The following is a 19108-nucleotide window of genomic DNA, read 5'->3' as shown; positions in this document are numbered from 1 at the left end:
TTATCCGGCCGCGTACTGGTCGCTGGCGTCCGCTTCCTCGGCGTAGTGCGGCTCGGCCAGGCTGGTGACCGCGACAAAGCGGGGCGCGTGCAGCGCGACGGCGATCTCGGCCGCCAGCGCGGCCAGCAGTTCGTGCCGCTTGCGCGCTTCCGAACGCTTCTTCGATGCCACCAGCGCCAGGTCCGGCTCCGTGATCGGCGCGCAGGCCAGCTGGTAGTCGCCGTCGGCGCGCCGAGTGGCGTCCAGCTCCTGCCACAGGGCGTCGTAGTCGGCATGCACCTTGCCCTGGCGCGTGGCGCCGCACACGGCGCGGTTGGCGTTGCCCACCAGCCGCAGCTGCACGCAGCCGTGGTCGTGGCCGATCTGGCCCAGCAGCTTGAGCATCAGGTTCTTCGGCCGCAGACCGTGCAGCTCGCGGGTGGCGTCCTTGATCAGTTGCAGGCCGTGCTCGCCGCGCGGACCCTGCATGCAGCCCACGCCCAGCACCATGCCGTGCTCGCCGTTGAAGAATGAAAACGCGCAACCGTAGACCAGCTCGTCGCCCTGCATCAGCTGCAGCACCAGTTCGCCCTCGCGCTCCATCGGCTCGATGGCGCGCAGCTGCACGCGGTAGGGCAGGCCGCTCTTGCCGTCGATGTTCCCCAGCAGCACGGCGGTGCGCGCGGCGCGCACCGTCAGCGGTCCCAGGCCGAGCCGGAACACGTGGCGGTAGTGCTCGCGCAGCAACTCCACGCGCTGCGCGCAAGTCATCGTGTTGCTCAGGTAGGGGCGGTAGATCTTGTAGATCAGGCGCGGGCGCGTCCTGGCCAGCTCGATCAGCAGCGTATGCGAGTTCAGCAGTTCCAGCCAGCCGTCGGTGGCGTGGCGATGCAGCAGGGCGCGCACGCCGAGCTTGAGCGTCTCGCGGACCCGTTTCAGGCCCGCGAAACCCGCCGCGCCGGTGCGGATGGTGATCAACTGCGACATCGTCAACTCTCGAAGTGGTGCCATTCGGGCAAGCTGCGATGGTAGTCGTCGTGTAACGCATTGTAAATTGGTGTAAAGACCTACGCCTTTCCCCTAATAATTGCGGCCTGAATTCGTTGACTGTTGTATAGAGGAGATGCCGCCGGGATAGGGGTTCCACTTAGTAGAGAAAAGCAATGCGTAATGAATTCAGGCAATGCATAATGATACATAACGATACAAACCGGCCCGTATGTCCTCCTCCTCTCCGCTCCGTCACCTGGTATTTCCCGCGTTCGTCGCGCTGTACCTGCTGTTCGACTGGGCGACCTATATCGACCCGCTATACGGCCTGAACATCACGCCGTGGAACCCGGATCCGGCGCTGGGGCTGGTGTTCTGGCTGCGCTATGGCTGGCGCGCGGCCGGGCCGTGGTTCGTGGCGCTGTGCGCCGGCGAGATCCTGGTGCGCGGCATGCCGGCCGGGCTGGGGCTGACCCTGCTGCTGTCGCTGTGGCTGACCGTGGGCTACGGCCTGACCGGCGCGGCGCTGCGCCGCAAGTTCGGCGGCGGCGGCGTGTTCGACAACCGCAGCCGGCTGTTCCAGTGGGTCGCCATCGTCGCGGCCGGCACGCTGTTCAACGACGTCGTGTACATGTCGCTGCTGTCGGCGGCGGGGCTGATCCCGGCCGGGCAGTGGGGCGCGGTGGTGCTGCGCTTCGGCATCGGCGACATGGTGGGCGTGGTGGTGTCGATGCCGCTGATCTGGATGCTGTCCAGCGCCCAGGGCCGGCGGCGCCTGCGCACCACCGTCTGGCGGCTGGAGACGCTGGGCTACCTGGGACTGGCGATCTGCGTGCTGTACCTGGTGTTCGGCTCGATCGCGACCTCGTCGTTCAAGCACTTTTATTTCCTGTTCCTGCCGGTGATCTGGGCCGCCTCGCGCCAGGGGCTGTACGGCACGGCGCTGATGGTGTTCGTGCTGCAGGCCGGCATCGGCGCGCTGGTCAAGTGGAACAACGCGGTCGACATCGCCGTGCCGGAACTGCAGATGCTGGACGCGGTGCTGGCGCTGGTCGGCTTTTCGATCGGCATCGTGGTCGACGAGCTGCGCCAGGTGGCCGGCGACCTCAAGCAGTCGCTGCGGCTGGCGGCGGCCGGCGAGATGGCGGCGGCGCTGGCGCATGAATTGAACCAGCCGCTGACGGCGCTGGGCGCCTACGGCAAGGCCTGCGAATTCCTGGTCGAGCGCGGCGAGACCGGCGAGATGCTCAAGAGCGCGATCCAGCGCATGATCGCCGAATCGGGCCGGGCGGCGGAAGTGGTGCGGCGGCTGCGCGATTTCTTCCGCACCGGCGCCATGAAGCTGGAGCCGGTCGACGCCGGCCAGCTGGTGTCGGGCGTCAGCCAGCAGTTCTTCGCGCAGCTGCGCGAGCATGGCGTCGAGCTGGTGATCAACGACATGCCGTCGCTGGCGATGCACGCCGACCGCCTGCAGATCGAGCTGGTGCTGCGCAACCTGCTGGCCAACGCGCTGGAGGCGGTGCAGGAGCGGCCGGCCGGCGCGCGCCGCATCACGCTGTCGGCGCAGTTGCTTGACAGCAAGCGGCGCGGCGTCCAGCTCAAGGGCAGCTGCCTACAGCTGACGGTGGAGGACAGCGGCAAGGGCGTGTCGGAAGCGCTGGCCGCGCGTCTGTTCGAACCATTTGTATCGTCCAAGGCCAGCGGCCTGGGACTGGGGCTGGTGCTGAGCCGGGCCATCATGGAGGCGCACGGCGGCTCCCTGTGGGCCGAGGTGGGCGATCACGGTATTTTCAGGTTGGCGCTGCCGCTGGCGCGCGTCGAAAGGCAGGAGAACTATGTTGCAGCATGATTTGACCGTATTCATCGTCGACGACGATCCCGCCGTGCGCGATGCGCTGGGCCTGCTGCTGGGCGTGCGCGGCTACCGCACCGCCGTGTTCGCCAGCGCCGAGGCTTTCCTGCAGGGCTGGCAGCAGGCCTGGAGCGGCTGCCTGCTGATCGATATCCGCATGTCCGGCATGGACGGCCTGACGCTGCAGCGCGAGCTGCTGACGCGCGGCTGCCGCATCCCGGTGATCATCATGAGCGGCCACGGCGACGTCGGCACGGCGCGCGCCGCGTTCAAGGCCGACGCCGTCGATTTCCTGGAGAAGCCGTTCGACGACGCCAAGCTGATCGCCGCGCTCGACGAGGCGCTGTCGCGCGCCCGCAGCGACTACAGCGAGCAGCTGCGCCGCAGCCACAGCAGCGGCCTGCTGGCCGAGCTGACGCCGCGCGAGCGCGAGGTGATGCAGCTGGTGGTGACCGGCCGCCACAACCGCGAGATCGGCCCGGCGCTGGGCATCAGCGTGCGCACGGTGGAGGTGCACAAGGCGCGCCTGATGAGCAAGCTGGGCGTGGACAACGTGGCCGACCTGGTGCGCATCAGCATGCTGGACGGCGGCGCCTGACGCGGCCTAGCGGGCGATCGCCCGCGTGCGCGCCATGCGCCGCCACAGCTTGAGCTTGCGCACCGCGCTTTGCTGCAGGTGGAACCAGCGGCTGTCGTCGAGCGCGTTGCGCACCTGGCGCGCGGTGCGCGCGTCGGCGCCGCGCGCGCTCATGCCGTCGAGCACCTGCTGCGGCGGGGAAAACAGGCTGGAGAGGAAAATCCCGCGCACCCGGCTGCGCACCGCCGCGCCGGCCGCGGCCGGCAACTGGTAGGAATTCTTGATCATGCCGATGTAGAAGTGGCAGGCGGCGACGTCGAACTGCGCCCGCACCGCCGCGCTGACCCCGGCCAGCTCGAAGTGCGGCTTGACCGCCGCCAGCGCCGAGACGAAATCCACGCACCACTGCTCGCTGATGACGCGGGTGATGCTGACCGGATGCTGGCGGTAGGCCAGCAGCACGTGCGGCAGGTAGACCAGGCTCCGGCAGCGCTGCAGCAGGCGCGGCACCACGGCCACGTCCTCGAACAGGCGGCGCGACGGGAACAGCGGCATCGCCAGCTGCGCATAGATGTCGCGCCGGAACACCTTGCACCAGACATACATGTGGCGGTCGGAAAAGAAGGCGGTGAGGATGGCGTCCTGGCAGGTGATGGTCTGCTCCGGCGCATAGCTCATGTAGACGTCGCGGTCCTTGTCCGGCGCGTCCGGATGCCACATGCGCAGCGCCGTGGCGATCACGTCCGGCCGCTGGCGGTCGATCACGCGCTGCAGCGCTTCAAGCGAGCGCGGCAACAGGCGGTCGTCGCTGTCGACGAACAGGATGTAGTCGCCGCGCGCCTCGGCCAGCGCGCGGTTGCGGGCGTCGGCGATGCCCTGGTTGGCCTGCTGCACCAGCGCGATGCGCAGGCGCGGATAGACGGCTTGCAGCGCGCGCACGCGCTCGGCGGTGGCGTCGGTCGAACCGTCGTCCACCACGATCAGCTCGTGGCCCTGGTGCATCTGTTCGGCGATGTGCTCGAGGCAGTCGGTGATGTAGCGCTCGACGTTATAGGCCGGCACCAGGATGCTCAGCAGCGGCGCGCCGGGCGGCTGCTGGCTCATGCGCGCAGTCCCCGCACGGCCTGGGTGCTGCGGTCGGCGGCGCGCCGCAGCACGGTGGCGCGGTTGCTGGTTTCCTGGTCGCGGGCGTTTTCCTTGTGCCACAGGTGGAACACTTCGGTGGCGTAGGCGCCGTCCTTGCGCATCACGCCGGCGTTGAACAGGCGCACCACCAGGTCGGAATCCTCGTGGCCCCAGCCGAGGAAGCTTTCATCGAAGCCGTTGACCAGCTCGAGGTCGCTGCGCCAGACGGCCAGGTTGCAGCTCTTGATGCGGCGCCAGGTGAAGCGGCGGCTGGTGCGGCCCACGTCCGGCAAGGTCAGCAGCAGCGGCAGCACCTTGTTGAGCGCGCCGCTGCGGCGCCAGGCCAGCTTGTCGCCGGCACCCAGGCGCTGCAGGTCGAGGTGCTGCGCCAGCACCCGCGCCGTGGCCCGCTCGTCGAGCAGGATGCGGCTGCCCTGCACCAGATGGCCGCGCTGCGCCAGTTTGCGGTGCTGGCTGATAAAATTCCGCTGCGGCACGCAATCGCCGTCGAGGAAGATGATGTAGTCGCCCTTGGCGTCCAGCGTGCCGAGGTTGCGCACGCGGGCGGCGCGGAAGCCCAGGTCTTCCTGCCAAACATGGCGCAGCGGCACCGGCGAGCGCGCCTGCAGCGCGGCCACGGCCTGCTGCGTGTTGTGGCCGGAGCCGTCATCAGCGATAATGATTTCGAACCCTTGGTCGTCCTGGGCGAAGCACGCTTCGACCACGGCGGTCAGCGCATCCGGCCGGTTGTAGGTGGTGATGATGACGGAAATGTTGGCGGATGACATCTTGCAATATATGAATAATAATGAATGAATAATAACTTAGCCAAGTCCAGCGCCAGCACTGTCTTTATCCACAGCCTGATTTTCCTGTTTCCCTTCCTGGTGCTGATCACCAGCGTCGGGGTGGGCCTGTGCAGCTTCGCGTTCCTGCTGGCGGCCGTGGCCTACCGGCGCCAGGGCTGGCCGGCCTTGTTGCACCATATTACTGAGATTCGCGGCGTATTGATAGCTTTCGGCGCGGTGCTGTTGCTGGCGCTGGCGGTCTTGCTGTTCAGCCCGGACGCCCGCCTGCGCGACATCGAAAAGCCTTTCCGCATGCTGGCCGCCGCCACCGTGATGCTGACGGTGCTGGCCTGCCGTCCCAGCCGCAAGGCGCTGTGGTGGGGCCTGATCGCCGGCGCCTGCGCCGGCTGCGCCTTCATCGTCTACCAGCGCTGGGGCATGGGGGTCGAGCGCCCGGGCGGCTTGATCAACTCCATCACCTTCGGCGACATCGTCCTGTGCATGGGCCTGCTGTGCCTGGCCGGCACGCTGGACTTCGCCGGCCGCGCCGCCATCTGGCCCGGCCTGGGGGCGCTGGCCGGCCTGACCGGCTCGATCGCCACCGGCACCCGCGGCGGCTGGATCGCCATCGTGTTTTCCGTGATCCTGCTGATCCACTACGGCCACGTGCTGCGCGGCCGCCTGCGCAAGGGGCTGGCGCTGCTGGCGCTGGCTTTGCTGGTGAGCACTTACTTCATTCCGCAGACGGGCGCCCGCGAGCGCGTCGACCAGGGCATCAGCGACATCCAGCAGTACTTCAGCGGCGGCGAAACCTATACCAATGTCGGCATCCGCCTGGAACTGTGGCGCGGCGCGCTGCGCCTGATCGAGCGCCATCCGCTGCTGGGCGCCAGCGGGCCGGCGGTCAAGGCGGAACTGCAGCAGCTGGCGGCGGCCGGCCAGGTCCACCCCTATGTGCTGGATTTTGAACATTTCCACAACGATATCCTGCAGGCGCTGGTGTTCGGCGGCGTGGTCGGCCTGGCCGCCTGGGGCGCGACCCTGCTGCTGCCGTTCCTGTTCTTCCTGCGGCAGCTGCACCGGGGCGGCCCGACCGCGCCGGCGCTGGCCGGCCTGCTGCTGGTGCTGAGCTACTTCAGCTTCGGCCTGACGGAAGTGATCTTTTGGTCGGTGCGCAGCAATATGTTCTACGCGATGATGCTGTTCCTGCTGGCGGGATTGTGCCTGAATGCGAAGGAGGAACGGGCATGAGCGCGTCACGGATACTGGTCATTTCGCCCAACTGGATCGGCGACGCGGTGATGGCGCAGCCCCTGCTGCAACTGCTGCGCGCGGCCCATCCCGAGGCGGCCATCGACGTGCTGGCGCCGCCGGCGGTGTCGCCGGTGTGGCGCCAGGCCGCGGAGGTGGCCGAGGTGCTGGAGACGCCGTTCCGCCACGGCGCGCTGCAGCTCAAGGAGCGCTGGAAGTATGCGCGCCTGCTGAAGCGGCGCGGCTACGCGGCGGCCTACATCCTGCCCAACACCATCAAGTACGCGCTGATCCCGTGGCTGGCCGGCATCAAGCGCCGCGTCGGCTACAAGGGCGAGAGCCGGCATGGCCTGATCAACGTCATGCACCACGACGAAACGCCGCCGCGGCCGATGGTGGCGTTCTACGCGGCGCTGGCGGCGGCGCCGGTGACCACGCAGGGCGCCGCCGTGCGCGCGGCGCTGCCGCGTCCCAGGCTGGCGGCCAGCGCGGCGCAGATCGCCGCGGTCTGCGAGCGCACCGGCATCGCGCCTGCGCGGCCGCTGGTGGCGTTCGCGCCGGGCGCGGAATTCGGCGGCGCCAAGCGCTGGCCGGCGCGCCACTTCGCCGGCCTGGCGCAAGCCATCCTGGCGCGCGACCCGTCGACCCAGATCGCCTTGCTCGGCTCTCCCAAGGACAAGCAAGCCTGCGCCGAAGTAGCGGCCGGCCTGCCGGCCGATGCGGCGGTGTTCAACCTGGCCGGCGTCACCAGCCTGGCCGAGGCGATCGCGCTGATCGCGCGCAGCGCGGCGGTGGTGGCCAACGATTCCGGCCTGCTGCATATCGCCTCGGCGCTGAACCGTCCGGTGGTGGCGCTGTACGGCCCCACCGATCCGGATCACGCGCCGCCGTTCTCCGATCTGGCGGCGTCGATTTCGCTGCGCCTCGATTGCGCCCCGTGCAAGCAGCGCGAGTGCCCGCTGGGACACCAGGATTGCATGGTCAAGCTGGTGCCGGACCTGGTGTGGCAACGCCTGCAACCGATGTTGCCGGCCCATTAGGCCGCGGCCTCGAAAACGGGCGTCACCGATCAATTTGCTGTATAAAGCAGGGAATCCCTCGCCCTGTGCTCATGGGCCATTTCGCCATGTTTAAACGATATTCCATCACCTTCTGGGCCACCGTGTTTGTCAGCGTGGTATGCCTGTCGCTGATCGTCGTCGACGTCTGGCGCAGCCTCAATGCGCGCAGCGCCCAGCTGCAGGAAATGGAGCGCCTCAGCGCCAACGTGGCGCGCGCCATGGCGCAGCAGGCCGACGACACCATCAAGGCCGCCGACACGGCGCTGGCCGACATCGTCGAGCGCATCGAGACCGAGGGCCGGGGACCGCGGCAGCTGGAGCGGGTGCACAAACAGATGCTGGCGCAGGTGGCCAACCTGCCGCAGCTGGTGGGGCTGTTCGTCTACGACGAGGATGGCAAGTGGATCGTCAATTCGCGCGGCGTGGTGACGCAGACCTACAACAACGCGGACCGCGAGTATTTCATCCATCACAGCACGCACCCGGAACGTGGCCCGCACGTCGGCGATCCGGTGATCAGCCGTTCCAGCGGCAAGTGGATCATGCCGGTGTCGCGCCGCCTGAACAAGCCTGACGGCAGCTTCGGCGGCGTCGTGCTGGCCACGCTGGACCTGGACTACTTCCGGCGCTTCTATCAAAGCTTCGACGTCGGCGCGCGCGGCGCGGTGGCGCTGATCTCCAACACCGGCGTGCTGATGCTGCGCCAGCCCTTCGACGGCGACCGCGTCGGCCGCGACCTGCGCGGATCCGACCTGTTCCGCCACTACAGCGCGCGCAGCGGCGCCGGCCGCACCGGCAGCGCCTCCTTCGCCTCGCCCAACGACGGCGAGATGCGGCTCAACAGCTTCCGCCCGCTGGAGCACTATCCGCTGTTCGTGACGGCGGCGCTGTCGCGCGAGGAGATGCTGGAGCGCTGGCGGCGCGACACCTTCACGCGCTCGATCGGCGTGGTGCTGCTGGCGGCGCTGCTGGGATTCTTCGGCAAGCGCCTGGTCGGCCAGATCAAGCTGCGCGAACTGGCCGAAACCGAATTGCGCAAGGCGCGCGACGCGCTGGAAAGCGCCAACCGCACGCTGGAGCGCCAGGCCATGCAGGACGGCCTGACCGGGCTGGCCAACCGGCGCCAGTTCGACGTCACGCTGGGCAATGAGTTCAGCCGCGCCATGCGCCACGAGGACACGCTGGCCTTCATCATGATCGACGTCGACTACTTCAAGCAGTACAACGACGTCTACGGCCACAGCGCCGGCGACGAGGTGCTGCGCGCGCTGAGCAAGCTGATACGCGCGCTGACGCCCAAGCGGCCCGGCGACCTGACGGCGCGCTACGGCGGCGAGGAAATCGGCATCCTGCTGCCGAACACCGATATCGAAGGCGCCTGGGCGGTGGCCGAGCGCATTAGGCTGGCCATCGAGCGCCTGCGGATGCCGCACAGCGGCAGCCCGTATGGCTTCGTCAGCATCAGCGCCGGCGTGGCGACGCTGTCGCCCAAGCGCGGCGTGCACCTGGCCGGCATGCTGGTGGAGGCGGCCGACAAGGCGCTGTACGCGGCCAAGTCCGCCGGCCGCAACATGGTCTGCCTGGCCGGGCGCGAGGCCACCGCCGGCGCCGCGCTGGAGCCTTAGCGCACGGCCAGCTGGCGCAGCGCCTCGCGCGCGATCGCCGGTTCGACCAGGTGGGCGCCGTCGAACTCCGCATACTGGACGTCGTAGCCTTCGCCGGCCAGGCGCTGGGCGATGGCGTGGCCGCGCTCCACCGACAGCACCTTGTCGGCCAGGCCGTGCGAGACGAAGATGCGCGGCTGGCCCACGCGCCGCAGCGGCGCCATGAAGCCCGGCGAGAACGCCAGGATGTCGCCGAACAGATCGCCGTTCATCAAGCCCACCGACAGCGCATACGAGGCGCCGTCCGAAAAGCCGCCGATGCCGATGGCGTTGGCATCGACCGCATGGCGCTGCATGGTCCACAGCAGCGCGCGGTCGAGGAAGGACAGGTCCGGGCCGTAGCCGCCGCGCAGCACGTCCCAGCTGCTGGTCAGCGCATCCGGTATCAGCAGCAGCGAGCCGTGGCGCGCGGCGTGGGCCAGGGCGATGGCGTCGCCGCCGCCGTGCCGGCCGCCGGCGCCGTGCAGCAGCACCAGCAGCGGCAACGGCCGGCCTTCGTCATGCGGGGGGACGTGCAGCAGCGCGTGGCGGCCGTCGGCGAATGCCAGCTTGTGGGTGCCGCTCTCCAGCGGCGCCGGCGATTGCGGCGTGCGCGGCACGGGGCGGGCATGCAGCCGGCCGTCGCTGTAGGGCGGCGCGGCGTTGGTGGCTTGCATCATACCTCCCTGTGGACGTAGCGGCTGATGGCGGCAAGTTTACACCCGCCGCCGCCCGCGCGTCGTCCGGCATCGCCGCGCCGGTGCTCAGTGCGCGGCCGCCACCGGCGGCGCCTTGCGGACGTAGGACAGCAATTCCCAGCTGTCGCGGTTGAAGATGCGGCCCTGCCAGTCGGTGTCCTGGTAGTCGAGCTTGACGAAGTTGTTCAGCTCGGGGACGAACCAGACGGTCTCGGTCAGGTGGCCGCTGCCGCCGTTGCTGCCGACCTCCTCGCCGTTGTAGAGCGCCTCGACGACGATCTTCAGCGCCTCGAATTCGCCGGCCGGCACCTTGACCTTTTCCCAGTCCAGCACCTTGCCTTGCACCCGGTAGCGCCAGCGCTTGCCGGCTTTGGGGTTGTCGCCGGTGGCGTGGCTGGTCCACTCCTTGCCCGGCGCCAGCGGGAAGGCGTAGCGCGCAAACGACGGCGCGAAGTGCATATTGCCGCGATCGATGGGATTCATTTCCGCGCTGAACAGCAGCTTGCTCAACAACGCGCCGCTGGCCGCGCGCTTGACGTCGACGTGGACGCCGTCGTTGTCGATGGCCGCGACTTCGATGCGGTTGACATTGCCTTTGGCGCCTTTCCACACATCGGTGTATTGATAGGTCCATGAATCGCCGACGCCGGGCGCCGGCAGCGGCACCGGGCCGTGATCGGCGGCCAGCGCAAGCTGCGACGCGAGTAACACGCCGACGGCTGCCAGGGTATGGATGGCGCGGTGCAAAGTCATGCTGTCTCCTCAGGTGGTTGGAAGTGGATTTTATTGTAATATAAATAATATCACGAGGGCGAAACGGCGCGCCGAAAGCGATAAGCCGGCTGGTTTTGTACATTACAATTGCGCATGAAATTATTTATGCGCCCGCGCAGTCCCGTCCTCATCCTGTTGGTTACGCTGGCGCTGCTGCTTGCCGCCGTCCTGTCCCTCCAGTCCGCCGGCACGACAGCGCAGGCCGGCGTCAGCCACATCACGCAAGGCGCATGGCAGGTGGCCGCCGCACCGGCGTTCGATGCCGCGCCGGCGCTGCTGGACAGCCGGTCCTTGCCCGGCCCATGGCGGCCCGCCGGGCTGCCGTTGTCCTTGCCGCACGTCGACGCGCCGCAGGGCGGCGTCAGCATCACCTGGTTGCGCGTGGCGTTGCCGGCGGCGGGCCAGGCGGGCGCCGGCGCGCTGGCGCTGTATGGCGCGCGCATCAAGAGCGACGGTCCGATCGCGGTCTATGCCGACGGCAAGCTGCTGCAGACATCGCAGGAGCAGGGACAGTTGTGGAGCAGCCTGTTCACGCCGCTATGGCTGACGCTGGAGCGCAGTGACAGCGATGCGCCGCTGGGCGAGCTGCTGATACGCATCCAGCACAAGCCTGATTACCTGGTCGCCGTCTCGTCGCTATGGCTGGGACCGGCCGACAGCCTGCGCAGCCGCTACCAGCTGCGGCTGTGGCTGCAGCGCGGCCTGCCGCAGATGCTCAACTCGGCCTTCCTGGCGGTCGGCGTGTTCGCGCTGTTCGTCTGGCTGCGGCGCCGGGAATCGGGCTACCTGCTGTTCTTCGTCCTGGCCACGGTGTCGTATGTCGCGCACCTGCACTACTACGCCGAACTGCCGATCGCCGGCGACTGGTTCGGCTGGGTCACGCTCAATTCGCTGTTCTGGTTGCTCGCCGTGGTGCACGTCTTCCTGCGCCAGCTGCACGGCCGGCCGCTGACGGTGCTGACGCGCTGCCTGGTCGGCGCCACCATCGCGGTCGGCCTGGCGACCATGCCGCTGCCGGGCGCGCTGCCGAACAGCCCGCTGGTGCTGGCGATGATCTACGCGGTCGCGCTGACGATCGGCGTGACGGTGGCGGTGGTGGGCGGCGTCAGCGCCTGGCGCACCTCGCACGAGGGGCGCTGGATCGCGGCCGGCCTGTGCCTGTGCGTGGTGCTCGGCATGTCGGACTGGATGCTGCACAACAATGTCATCGACACCGAGCACTGGTTCCTCGGCGCCTACACCAACGCCGTCACCTTCATCATGTTCGGCGGCTTGATGTACCAGCGCTACGTGCATGCGATCCGCGAGGTCGAGACGGTCAACGCCAGCCTGGCGCAGCGGCTGCTGCAGCGCGAGCAGGAACTGGAGCTCAGCCACGCGCGGTTGCGTGCGGTGGAGATGCGGCAGACCATCAGCGACGAGCGCCAGCGCCTGATGCAGGACATGCACGATGGCCTCGGCTCGTCGCTGATCGGCGCGATCCGCGCGGTGGAGCGGGCCGACGCCGGGATCGACGTCTCGCACATCCTGCGCGGCTGCCTGGACGACCTGAAGCTGACCATCGATTCGATGGAGCCGGTGGAGGCCGACCTGTTGCTGCTGCTGGCGACGCTGCGCTTCCGCCTGGAGCCGCGCCTGGAAAGCGCCGGCGTGGCGCTGCAATGGAAGGTGCGCGACGTGCCGGCGCTGGACTGGCTGGACCCCACCAGGGCGCTGCACATCCTGCGCATCGTCCAGGAAAGCATCGCCAACATCCTGCAGCACACGCGCGCCACCGAGATCCGCATCGAGACGGCGGCGGAGCGGGAGCATGTGCTGATCAGCGTGACCGACAACGGCCACGGCTTCGACACGGCCGCCGCGCTGGCGGCGGCCAGGGGACACGGGCTGCAGAACCAGCAGCGCCGCGCCAGCGCCCTGGGCGGCGCGGTGGCATGGGCATCGGACGCCGGCGGCACCCGCTTCACGCTGCGGCTGCCGCTGGCGGCAACAACCGGGGCAACAACCGGGGCAACAACCGGGGCAACAACCGGGGCAACAACCGGTTGCCGGACCTGACCCCGGTTATCGCCGGTTATCGCGACTATCAGGCGATGGTGTCGACCACGCCGCCGTCGACCCGCAGCGCCGCGCCAGTGGTGGCCGAGGCCTGCGTCGAGCACACATAGACCACCATGTTGGCCACTTCCTCCGGCGTGGCGACGCGCTGCAGGATGGACGAGCTGCGGTGCGCCTTCACGAAGTCGTTCGCGGCACGCTCGGCGGCGGCGTAGTCGCCATCCGGCGCCACCAGCTGCTGCACGCCTTCCGACAGCGTCGGGCCGGGCAGGACCGCGTTGACGGTGATGCCGGTGCCCGCCAGGCTCTTGGCCAGCCCGCGCGAGATGGCCAGGTTGCCGGTCTTGGTGAAGCCGTAGTGGATCATGTCGGCCGGGATGCTGAGCCCGGATTCGGACGAAATAAAGACGACGCGGCCCCAGTTTTTCTGCTGCATGCCAGGCAGATAGGCGCGGCTGGCGCGCACGCCGGACATGATGTTGATCTCGAAGAAGCGGGTCCATTCTTCGTCCGGGATCTCGGCAAAGGGCTGCAGAGCGAATACGCCGAGATTGTTGACCAGGATGTCGGCCTGCGGTTCGGCGGCCTTCAGCACCTCGAAACCGGCCGCGTTGCCCAGGTCGGCCGCCACGCCGCGCACCACGGCGCCCGGCACGCTGGCGCGCAACGACGCCAGCGCGCTGTCGACGTCCTGCTGCTTGCGGCCGGTGATGACCACGGTGGCGCCCGCGCCGGCCAGTCCGGTGGCGATGGCGTAGCCTATGCCGCGCGTGGAGCCGGTGACGATGGCGGTCTTGCCGCTTAAGTCGATACGCATGATGAATCCTTCATAAGTTGGTCAGTACAGACAATATAGTCCCTGCGGCGGTCTTTTATTATCTGCTATAAGTTCAGGTCACCTTTTGAAGATCCACAATCATGCCGGCGTTCAGCGGCGCGCCAGCCAGGCTTCGTAGCGCGTCCTGGTTTCAGGTGCGGTCGGCGGATACAGGCCGATGATGGCGACGCCGCGCCGCACTTCCTCCAGCACGAACTGTTCGAAGCGTTCCATCTCGACCGCTTCGACGGCGATCTCGCCGGCCAGGTGCGCCGGGATGCAGACCACGCCATCGTCGTCGCCGACCATGATGTCGCCGGGGTAGACCGGCACCCCGCCGCAGCCGATCGGCGCGTTGATGTCGAGCGCGTGGTGGCGTATCAGATTGGTCGGCGCCGAAGGGCCGGAGCACCAGGCCGGCATGTCCAGCGCGGCGATGCCGGAGGCGTCGCGCAGGCCGCCGTCGGTGACGATGCCGGCCGCGCCGCGCACCTGCATGCGGGTGGCCAGGATGCTGCCGGCCGAGGCCACCGATGCGTCGCCGCGGCAGTCCATCACCAGCACCGCGCCCGGCGGGATTTCTTCCACCGCCACGCGCTGCGGATGGCGCGGATCGCGGAAGGCTTCGATGCCGTCCAGGTCCTCGCGCGATGGAATGTAGCGCAGCGTGTAGGCGGGGCCGGCCAGGCGCTGTCCGGGCTTCAGCGGCCGCGCGCCCTGGATGAACACATTGCGCAAGCCGCGCTTGTACAGCAGCGAAGTGAGGGTGGCGGTGCTGACCGTCTTCAGCGTCGCCAGCGTGTCGGGATCGGTCATTTCGCCTCCTGGCCACGCTCGAACACCGTGTTGCTGAAACTTACCTGGCTGTGGTCGATGCGGTTCTGCAGATAGTAGGCATCCCACTTGGCGGCGACGATGGTGTGGGCCTTGGTGTCGGGATCCAGCGCCTGCAGGTAGTCGCCGAACTTGAAATAGATATTCCGGTTGTCGGCCTTGACCTTGGTGAGCCCGGTCTGGATGGCGCCGCCCTTGTCGGTCTTGACCGCGACGATAGCCTCGCGGTTGGCAAAGCGGATATCCAGGTCGAAGCTCTCTCCGGAACGCGCCGTGCCCATCGCCGTCGTCACTTCCTTGCCGTCGGTGCCGAGGATCCGCACCAGCACGTCGAACACGCCGTTGCCGGCCTTGCCGTCCATGCCTTTGGCGTCGGCGCTGTCCTGCACGAAGACTTTCACCAGCGTATCCAGGCCCTCGCCGTGATACTGGGCGACGATGGTCTTGGCGCCGTCGGGCAGGTTGATCGTGACGCGGGCGGAGAAGTGCTCCCGCGTCTGGTCGGCGGTGCGCCGCTGCTTGCCGGTCACTTTCAGCTCGTTGCGGTAGCCGTGCCCATGGCCGGAATCGTAGCGCGAGCTGAAGGCGCTGAAGTTGAGCGTGCCGGCGTAGGGCGATGGATACGGTGTATTGCCCTCCAGTTCAAACACGCCGCTCAATTCCTGCTGCGGCGTGAAGGCCGTCTGCGCATGGCTGGGCGCGGCCAGCAGGCTGGCGCCCAGCAGGCACAAGGTGCGGTTCAATATATTCATGAAAACTCCCTGGTGGCGACGTGCTGCGTTTGCGTGCCCAATCCGGCGATGCCGAGCCGGAGCACATCGCCTTTCTGCAGAAAACGCGGCGGCTTCAAGCCGATGCCGACGCCGCCGGGCGTGCCGCTGACGATCACGTCGCCGGGCAGCAGCGTCATGAACTGGCTCAGATAGGAAACGATGTAGGCGACGGGGAAGATCATGTCCGAGGTATTGCTGGACTGTTTGACCTCGCCGTTCAAACTCAGCTCCAGGTCCAGCACCTGCGGATCGGGAATCTCGTCGGCGGTCACCAGCCATGGGCCGATCGGGCCGAAGGTGTCGAAGCTTTTGCCCTTGTATAGCTGGCCGTTGCGATGGTTCTGCCAATGGCGTTCCGACAGGTCGTTGGCCACGCAGTAGCCGGCCACGTACTGCAGCGCATGCTCCTGCGCGACGCTGCGCGCGGTGCCGCCGATGATGACGCCAAGCTCAATCTCCCAGTCGCTGTGCCCGGAGCCTGGCGGCATGACGATGTCGTCGTTCGGGCCGCTCAGCGAGGTGAGCGCCTTGGTGAAGACGATGGGTTCGGCCGGCAGCGCCTGGCCGGATTCCTCGGCGTGCTTGCGGTAGTTCAGCGCGATGCCGATGAACTGGCGGATGCCCGCCACCGGCACGCCGATGCGCACGCCCGGATCGACCAGCGGCAGCTGTTCAAGATCGATGGCGGCCAGCGCGCGCAGGCGCTCAGGCGACAGCCACTCCGGCGTCAGGTCCGGCACCAGCGCCGATAGATCGCGGATGCCGCCTTGCGCATCAAGCGCGGCGGGTTTCTCGGCGCCCGGAGCGCCCACGCGTAACAGTCTCATATTGGGGTTCCCGTTTATTTGATCATGCTGTCGAGCAGCGGCTGCATCGCGTCCGCCCACAGCTGGTAGCCGGCCGGGCCGGGGTGCAGCTGGTCCGGCATGATGGCGCTCGGGATCTTGCCATCCTGGCCGAGGAAGACCGGGTTGATGTCGAGGAAGCGGATGGTCTTGCCGTCGTCAAGCTTGGCCAGGTCGCGGTTGACGGCGTCGATGGTCTGCATGCGCTTGGCCGTTTCGTCGACGGAAGCCTGGGTGATGGCGCCGCCCTTGGGTTCGCGCGGCCCGCGCGGGAAGATGCCCAGCACGAGGATCTTCGTCTGCGGCAGCCTGGCGCGGACCATGGCGACGATCTTGCGGTCGGCCGCGGCGATTTCCTCGGCGTTGTAATCGAGGCTGTTGTTCGTGCCCAGCATCAGCACCGCGACTTTGGGCGCGATACCGTCAAGTTCGCCGTGCTCGATTTGCCAGATCAGGTTTTGCGTGCGGGCGCCGCCGATGCCGAAATTGGCCGGCTGGTATTTGCCGTAGTAGGTTTCCCAGATATGCGGCGCCACCTTCCAGCGCTCGGTGATGGAATCGCCGAGGAACAGCAGGCCGATCGGGCCGCTCTTCGCGCGCGCGAGGAAGGTTTCGTGGTGCTTGAGGAAGACGCCATTGTCCTGCTTCTCGAACGCTTCCGAGGCGCTCAGCCTGGGCTTGGCGGGCGGGCTGACCTGCGCGCAGGCCTGGCAGCTGATCAGGGTCAGGGCGATGAGCAGTTTGCTGAAACGATGGTTCATGGTTTTTTCTCCTTGACGGGGACGACGGGACCGCCGAGCCAGATCGCCAGATACACCAGCGGCACCAGCACGGCCCCAAGAACGAAGAACGGCGTGTAATTCCCGCCGGCGGTGAGTTCGGGCACCAGCTGCATGCAGACGATCACGCCGATCACCGCCGACGTGCCGCTGATGCCGGCCAGCGAACCGACTGTCTTGCCCGAGTAGAAATCGCTGGGCAGGGTCTGGATATTGGTGATCGCGGCCTGGAAGCCGAACAGGATCACGCCGATCGACAGCACCGCCAGCAGCGGCGTCGCCGCCATGGCGCTGAGGATCAGGGCGGGGAACATGATCGCCAGTCCCAGCGCGATCACCAGCTTGCGCGCCGCGTTGACCGACCAGCCGCGCTCCAGCAGCGAGCCGCACAGCCAGCCGCCGGTGATCGCGCCGATGCCGGCGCCGACATACGGTACCCAGGCGAACATGCCGATCTGCTTGACGTCGAAATGGAATTTCTCGTTTAGGTACAGCGGCAGCCAGCCGACGAACAGCCACCAGATCGGATCGATGAAGAAGCGCGCAACGATCACGCCCCAGCTCTGGCGGTGGCTTAGCAGCTGCGACCAGGTCGGCACATACTCGGCGGCGGCCTTGGCCTCGGCCGGACGCTGTTGGCCGGTGAGGATGTAGTCGCGTTCCCCGGTGCTGATCCATGGATGCGAGTCCGGGCCCGATTTGTAGATGATCATCCAGGGCACGATCCAGATGAAGCCCAGGGCGCCGATCAGGATGAAGGTGGTCTTCCAGCCGACATAGGCGTACAGGAAGGCCACCAGCGGCGGCGCGATGATGGAGCCGACCGAGGCGCCGGCGCCGAAGATGCCTTGTCCCAGCGCGCGTTCGCGTACCGGGAACCATTCGGCGATGGCCTTGGTCGCGCCGGGCCAGTTGCCTGCTTCGCCCACGCCCAGCATGATGCGGAACAGGCTGAAGGACAGCGCCGAGCGCGCGACGAAGTGCAGGCCGATGGACACCGACCACACCGCGATCGACAGCAGGAAGCCGATGCGGGTGCCGAGCGCGTCGAACAGCTTGCCGAACAGCGATTGGCCGACCGCGTAGCCGATCAGGAACACCGTGATGATGTTGGCGTAGTCGCGCTTGTCCATGCCCAGTTCGGACGCGATACCCGGCCACATCACCGCCAGCGCCGAACGGTCGATGTAGTTGATAATTGTCGCGATGGCGACCAGTGTGATCACCAGCCAGCGCAAACCTTTCATTGTTCTCATGCCCATGTCTCCAGAATTCTTTATGGTTTATGTGGTCAGGCTATGAATCAGGGTGGGTGCGCCTCCCCGAGTTGCGCGCGGTCGGGCAGGCCCTCGCAATCGCCGCGATACTGCACCACGCGCGCGCCGATGGCGTTGCCGCGCGCCGCCGCGGCAGCCAGCGGCAGGTCCTCCAGCAGCGCGCTGATGACGCCGACCGCAAAGCCGTCGCCGGCGCCGACGGTGTCGACCACCTTGGCCACCGGCAGGCCGGGCGCGATGCCGCGTTGCCGGGCATCCGCGAAATACGCGCCTTCCGCGCCCAGCTTGATGACCACCTGGCGCGCGCCGAGCGCGAGGTAGAAGTCGGCGATATCGGTCGCGTGCCGGCGGCCGGTCAGCAGCCGGCCTTCGGCCAGGCCGGGCATGACCACGTCGGCCATGCCGGCCAGGGCATTTAGCGTCGCGATCATCTCTTGCTGCGAAGGCCACAGGCGCGGCCGCAGGTTGGGATCGAAGGTGACGATGCGGCCGTTGGCCCGCGCCTGTGCCGCCAGTTCCAGCACCAGCTTGCGGCAACCGGTCGACAGCGCCGGCGAGATGCCGGTCAGGTGCAGCAGGCGCGCCTGCCGGAAGTCGTCGCCATTCGGCGGCATGTCGGCGGCCGATAAATAACTGGCCGCCGAGCCGCGCCGGAAGTATTCCACTTCCGGGTCCGTGCCGTCGTGCACCGCGGATTTCAACATGAAGCCTGTCGGGTAGCGCGGATCGGTATGGACGTGGCGCAGGTCGATTCCCTCGGCCGTCATGAAGTCGCGCAGGTTGCTGCCCAGGCTATCCTGGCCCAGGCTGGTGATATAGCCGACCTGGAAGCCCAGCCGGCTCAGGCCCACCGCGACATTCAGCTCCGCGCCGGCGGTGGCGCGCTCGAATTCGACAACCTGGGCCAGGGGGCCCGGCTGGCGCGCGATCATCAGGGCCATCGCCTCGCCAATGGTGACGACGTCGGGAATCCGCATGGAATGCTCT

18 protein-coding genes are annotated in these 19108 nt (G+C 67.8%); 6 read left to right on the top strand and 12 right to left on the bottom strand.

The window, feature by feature from the left end; translation table 11 throughout:
• Positions 1-990, bottom strand: coding sequence for a DUF535 family protein (locus ACEN9F_RS13835; protein ID WP_413420598.1), 990 nt, complete (start codon positions 988-990; stop codon positions 1-3).
• Between the two features lie 208 nt (positions 991-1198).
• Between ACEN9F_RS13835 and ACEN9F_RS13830 the strand changes: the two genes are divergently transcribed.
• Entirely contained in the window at positions 1199-2818 is a 1620-nt protein-coding gene (locus ACEN9F_RS13830) for an ATP-binding protein (protein WP_413420597.1), read from the top strand.
• Positions 2805-3419: a response regulator transcription factor gene (locus tag ACEN9F_RS13825; RefSeq protein ID WP_413420596.1), complete on the top strand. Its 615-nt coding sequence runs from the start codon at positions 2805-2807 to the stop codon at positions 3417-3419. Before ACEN9F_RS13830 ends, ACEN9F_RS13825 begins: the two co-directional genes overlap by 14 nt.
• A gap of 6 nt (positions 3420-3425) precedes the next feature.
• On the opposite strand, the gene ACEN9F_RS13820 is transcribed toward ACEN9F_RS13825, so the two are convergent.
• Together ACEN9F_RS13820 and ACEN9F_RS13815 are read right to left on the bottom strand one after the other, a co-directional pair.
• Complete coding sequence (locus ACEN9F_RS13820) at positions 3426-4502, bottom strand: glycosyltransferase family 2 protein (protein WP_413420595.1); 1077 nt, start codon at positions 4500-4502, stop codon at positions 3426-3428.
• Positions 4499-5311 (bottom strand): glycosyltransferase family 2 protein, encoded by an 813-nt coding sequence (locus ACEN9F_RS13815; protein WP_413420594.1) that lies wholly within the window; start codon positions 5309-5311, stop codon positions 4499-4501. Before ACEN9F_RS13815 ends, ACEN9F_RS13820 begins: the two co-directional genes overlap by 4 nt.
• A 24-nt stretch (positions 5312-5335) precedes the next feature.
• Between ACEN9F_RS13815 and ACEN9F_RS13810 the strand changes: the two genes are divergently transcribed.
• The 3 genes from ACEN9F_RS13810 to ACEN9F_RS13800 all read left to right on the top strand — a co-directional run bounded on the left by ACEN9F_RS13810 (position 5336) and on the right by ACEN9F_RS13800 (position 9248).
• Positions 5336-6562: an O-antigen ligase family protein gene (locus tag ACEN9F_RS13810; RefSeq protein ID WP_413420593.1), complete on the top strand. Its 1227-nt coding sequence runs from the start codon at positions 5336-5338 to the stop codon at positions 6560-6562.
• Positions 6559-7602, top strand: a complete 1044-nt coding sequence (gene waaF, locus ACEN9F_RS13805) for a lipopolysaccharide heptosyltransferase II (protein WP_413420592.1) — start codon at positions 6559-6561, stop codon at positions 7600-7602. The genes ACEN9F_RS13810 and waaF overlap by 4 nt, the downstream gene beginning before the upstream one ends.
• 86 nt (positions 7603-7688) lie before the next feature.
• A complete protein-coding gene (locus ACEN9F_RS13800; protein ID WP_413420591.1) occupies positions 7689-9248 on the top strand; it encodes a diguanylate cyclase in 1560 nt (519 codons plus the stop codon).
• Here ACEN9F_RS13800 and ACEN9F_RS13795 read toward each other — a convergent pair.
• Positions 9245-9946, bottom strand: coding sequence for an alpha/beta hydrolase (locus ACEN9F_RS13795; RefSeq protein WP_413420590.1), 702 nt, complete (start codon positions 9944-9946; stop codon positions 9245-9247). The two genes, ACEN9F_RS13800 and ACEN9F_RS13795, sit on opposite strands and share 4 nt — an antisense overlap.
• A gap of 84 nt (positions 9947-10030) precedes the next feature.
• On the bottom strand, positions 10031-10717 hold the full coding sequence (locus ACEN9F_RS13790; protein ID WP_413420589.1) for a hypothetical protein: 687 nt from the start codon (positions 10715-10717) through the stop codon (positions 10031-10033).
• A 114-nt stretch (positions 10718-10831) separates the two neighbouring features.
• Here ACEN9F_RS13790 and ACEN9F_RS13785 point away from each other — a divergent pair, with 114 nt between their 5' ends.
• Positions 10832-12796 carry an ATP-binding protein gene (locus ACEN9F_RS13785; RefSeq protein WP_413420588.1) on the top strand — a complete coding sequence of 655 codons (1965 nt, stop codon included), beginning with the start codon at positions 10832-10834 and terminating at the stop codon, positions 12794-12796.
• Between the two features lie 28 nt (positions 12797-12824).
• Here the strand turns inward: ACEN9F_RS13785 and ACEN9F_RS13780 are convergent, their stop codons facing one another.
• From ACEN9F_RS13780 to ACEN9F_RS13750, 7 genes are all read right to left on the bottom strand, one after another.
• Complete coding sequence (locus ACEN9F_RS13780) at positions 12825-13613, bottom strand: SDR family NAD(P)-dependent oxidoreductase (protein ID WP_413420587.1); 789 nt, start codon at positions 13611-13613, stop codon at positions 12825-12827.
• A gap of 111 nt (positions 13614-13724) precedes the next feature.
• Entirely contained in the window at positions 13725-14429 is a 705-nt protein-coding gene (locus tag ACEN9F_RS13775) for a ribonuclease activity regulator RraA (protein WP_413420586.1), read from the bottom strand.
• On the bottom strand, positions 14426-15199 hold the full coding sequence (locus tag ACEN9F_RS13770) for a polysaccharide lyase family 7 protein (RefSeq protein ID WP_413420585.1): 774 nt from the start codon (positions 15197-15199) through the stop codon (positions 14426-14428). The genes ACEN9F_RS13775 and ACEN9F_RS13770 overlap by 4 nt, the downstream gene beginning before the upstream one ends.
• The gene (locus ACEN9F_RS13765) at positions 15196-16047 is read right to left on the bottom strand and encodes a fumarylacetoacetate hydrolase family protein (protein ID WP_413420584.1); all 852 of its coding nucleotides are present in this window, start codon (positions 16045-16047) and stop codon (positions 15196-15198) included. Before ACEN9F_RS13765 ends, ACEN9F_RS13770 begins: the two co-directional genes overlap by 4 nt.
• Positions 16048-16061: 14 nt before the next feature.
• Entirely contained in the window at positions 16062-16826 is a 765-nt protein-coding gene (locus tag ACEN9F_RS13760; RefSeq protein WP_413420583.1) for a GDSL-type esterase/lipase family protein, read from the bottom strand.
• A complete protein-coding gene (locus ACEN9F_RS13755; protein ID WP_413420581.1) occupies positions 16823-18100 on the bottom strand; it encodes an MFS transporter in 1278 nt (425 codons plus the stop codon). Before ACEN9F_RS13755 ends, ACEN9F_RS13760 begins: the two co-directional genes overlap by 4 nt.
• 47 nt (positions 18101-18147) lie before the next feature.
• Entirely contained in the window at positions 18148-19098 is a 951-nt protein-coding gene (locus ACEN9F_RS13750) for a sugar kinase (RefSeq protein WP_413420580.1), read from the bottom strand.
• Between the last annotated feature and the right edge of the window lie 10 nt (positions 19099-19108).

Origin of the sequence: Duganella sp. CT11-25, assembly GCF_047302815.1 — a bacterium.
GTDB lineage: Bacteria > Pseudomonadota > Gammaproteobacteria > Burkholderiales > Burkholderiaceae_D > Rugamonas.
Note: the sequence above shows the minus strand (reverse complement) of the source record. Positions and strands in the feature narration are given on the sequence as shown.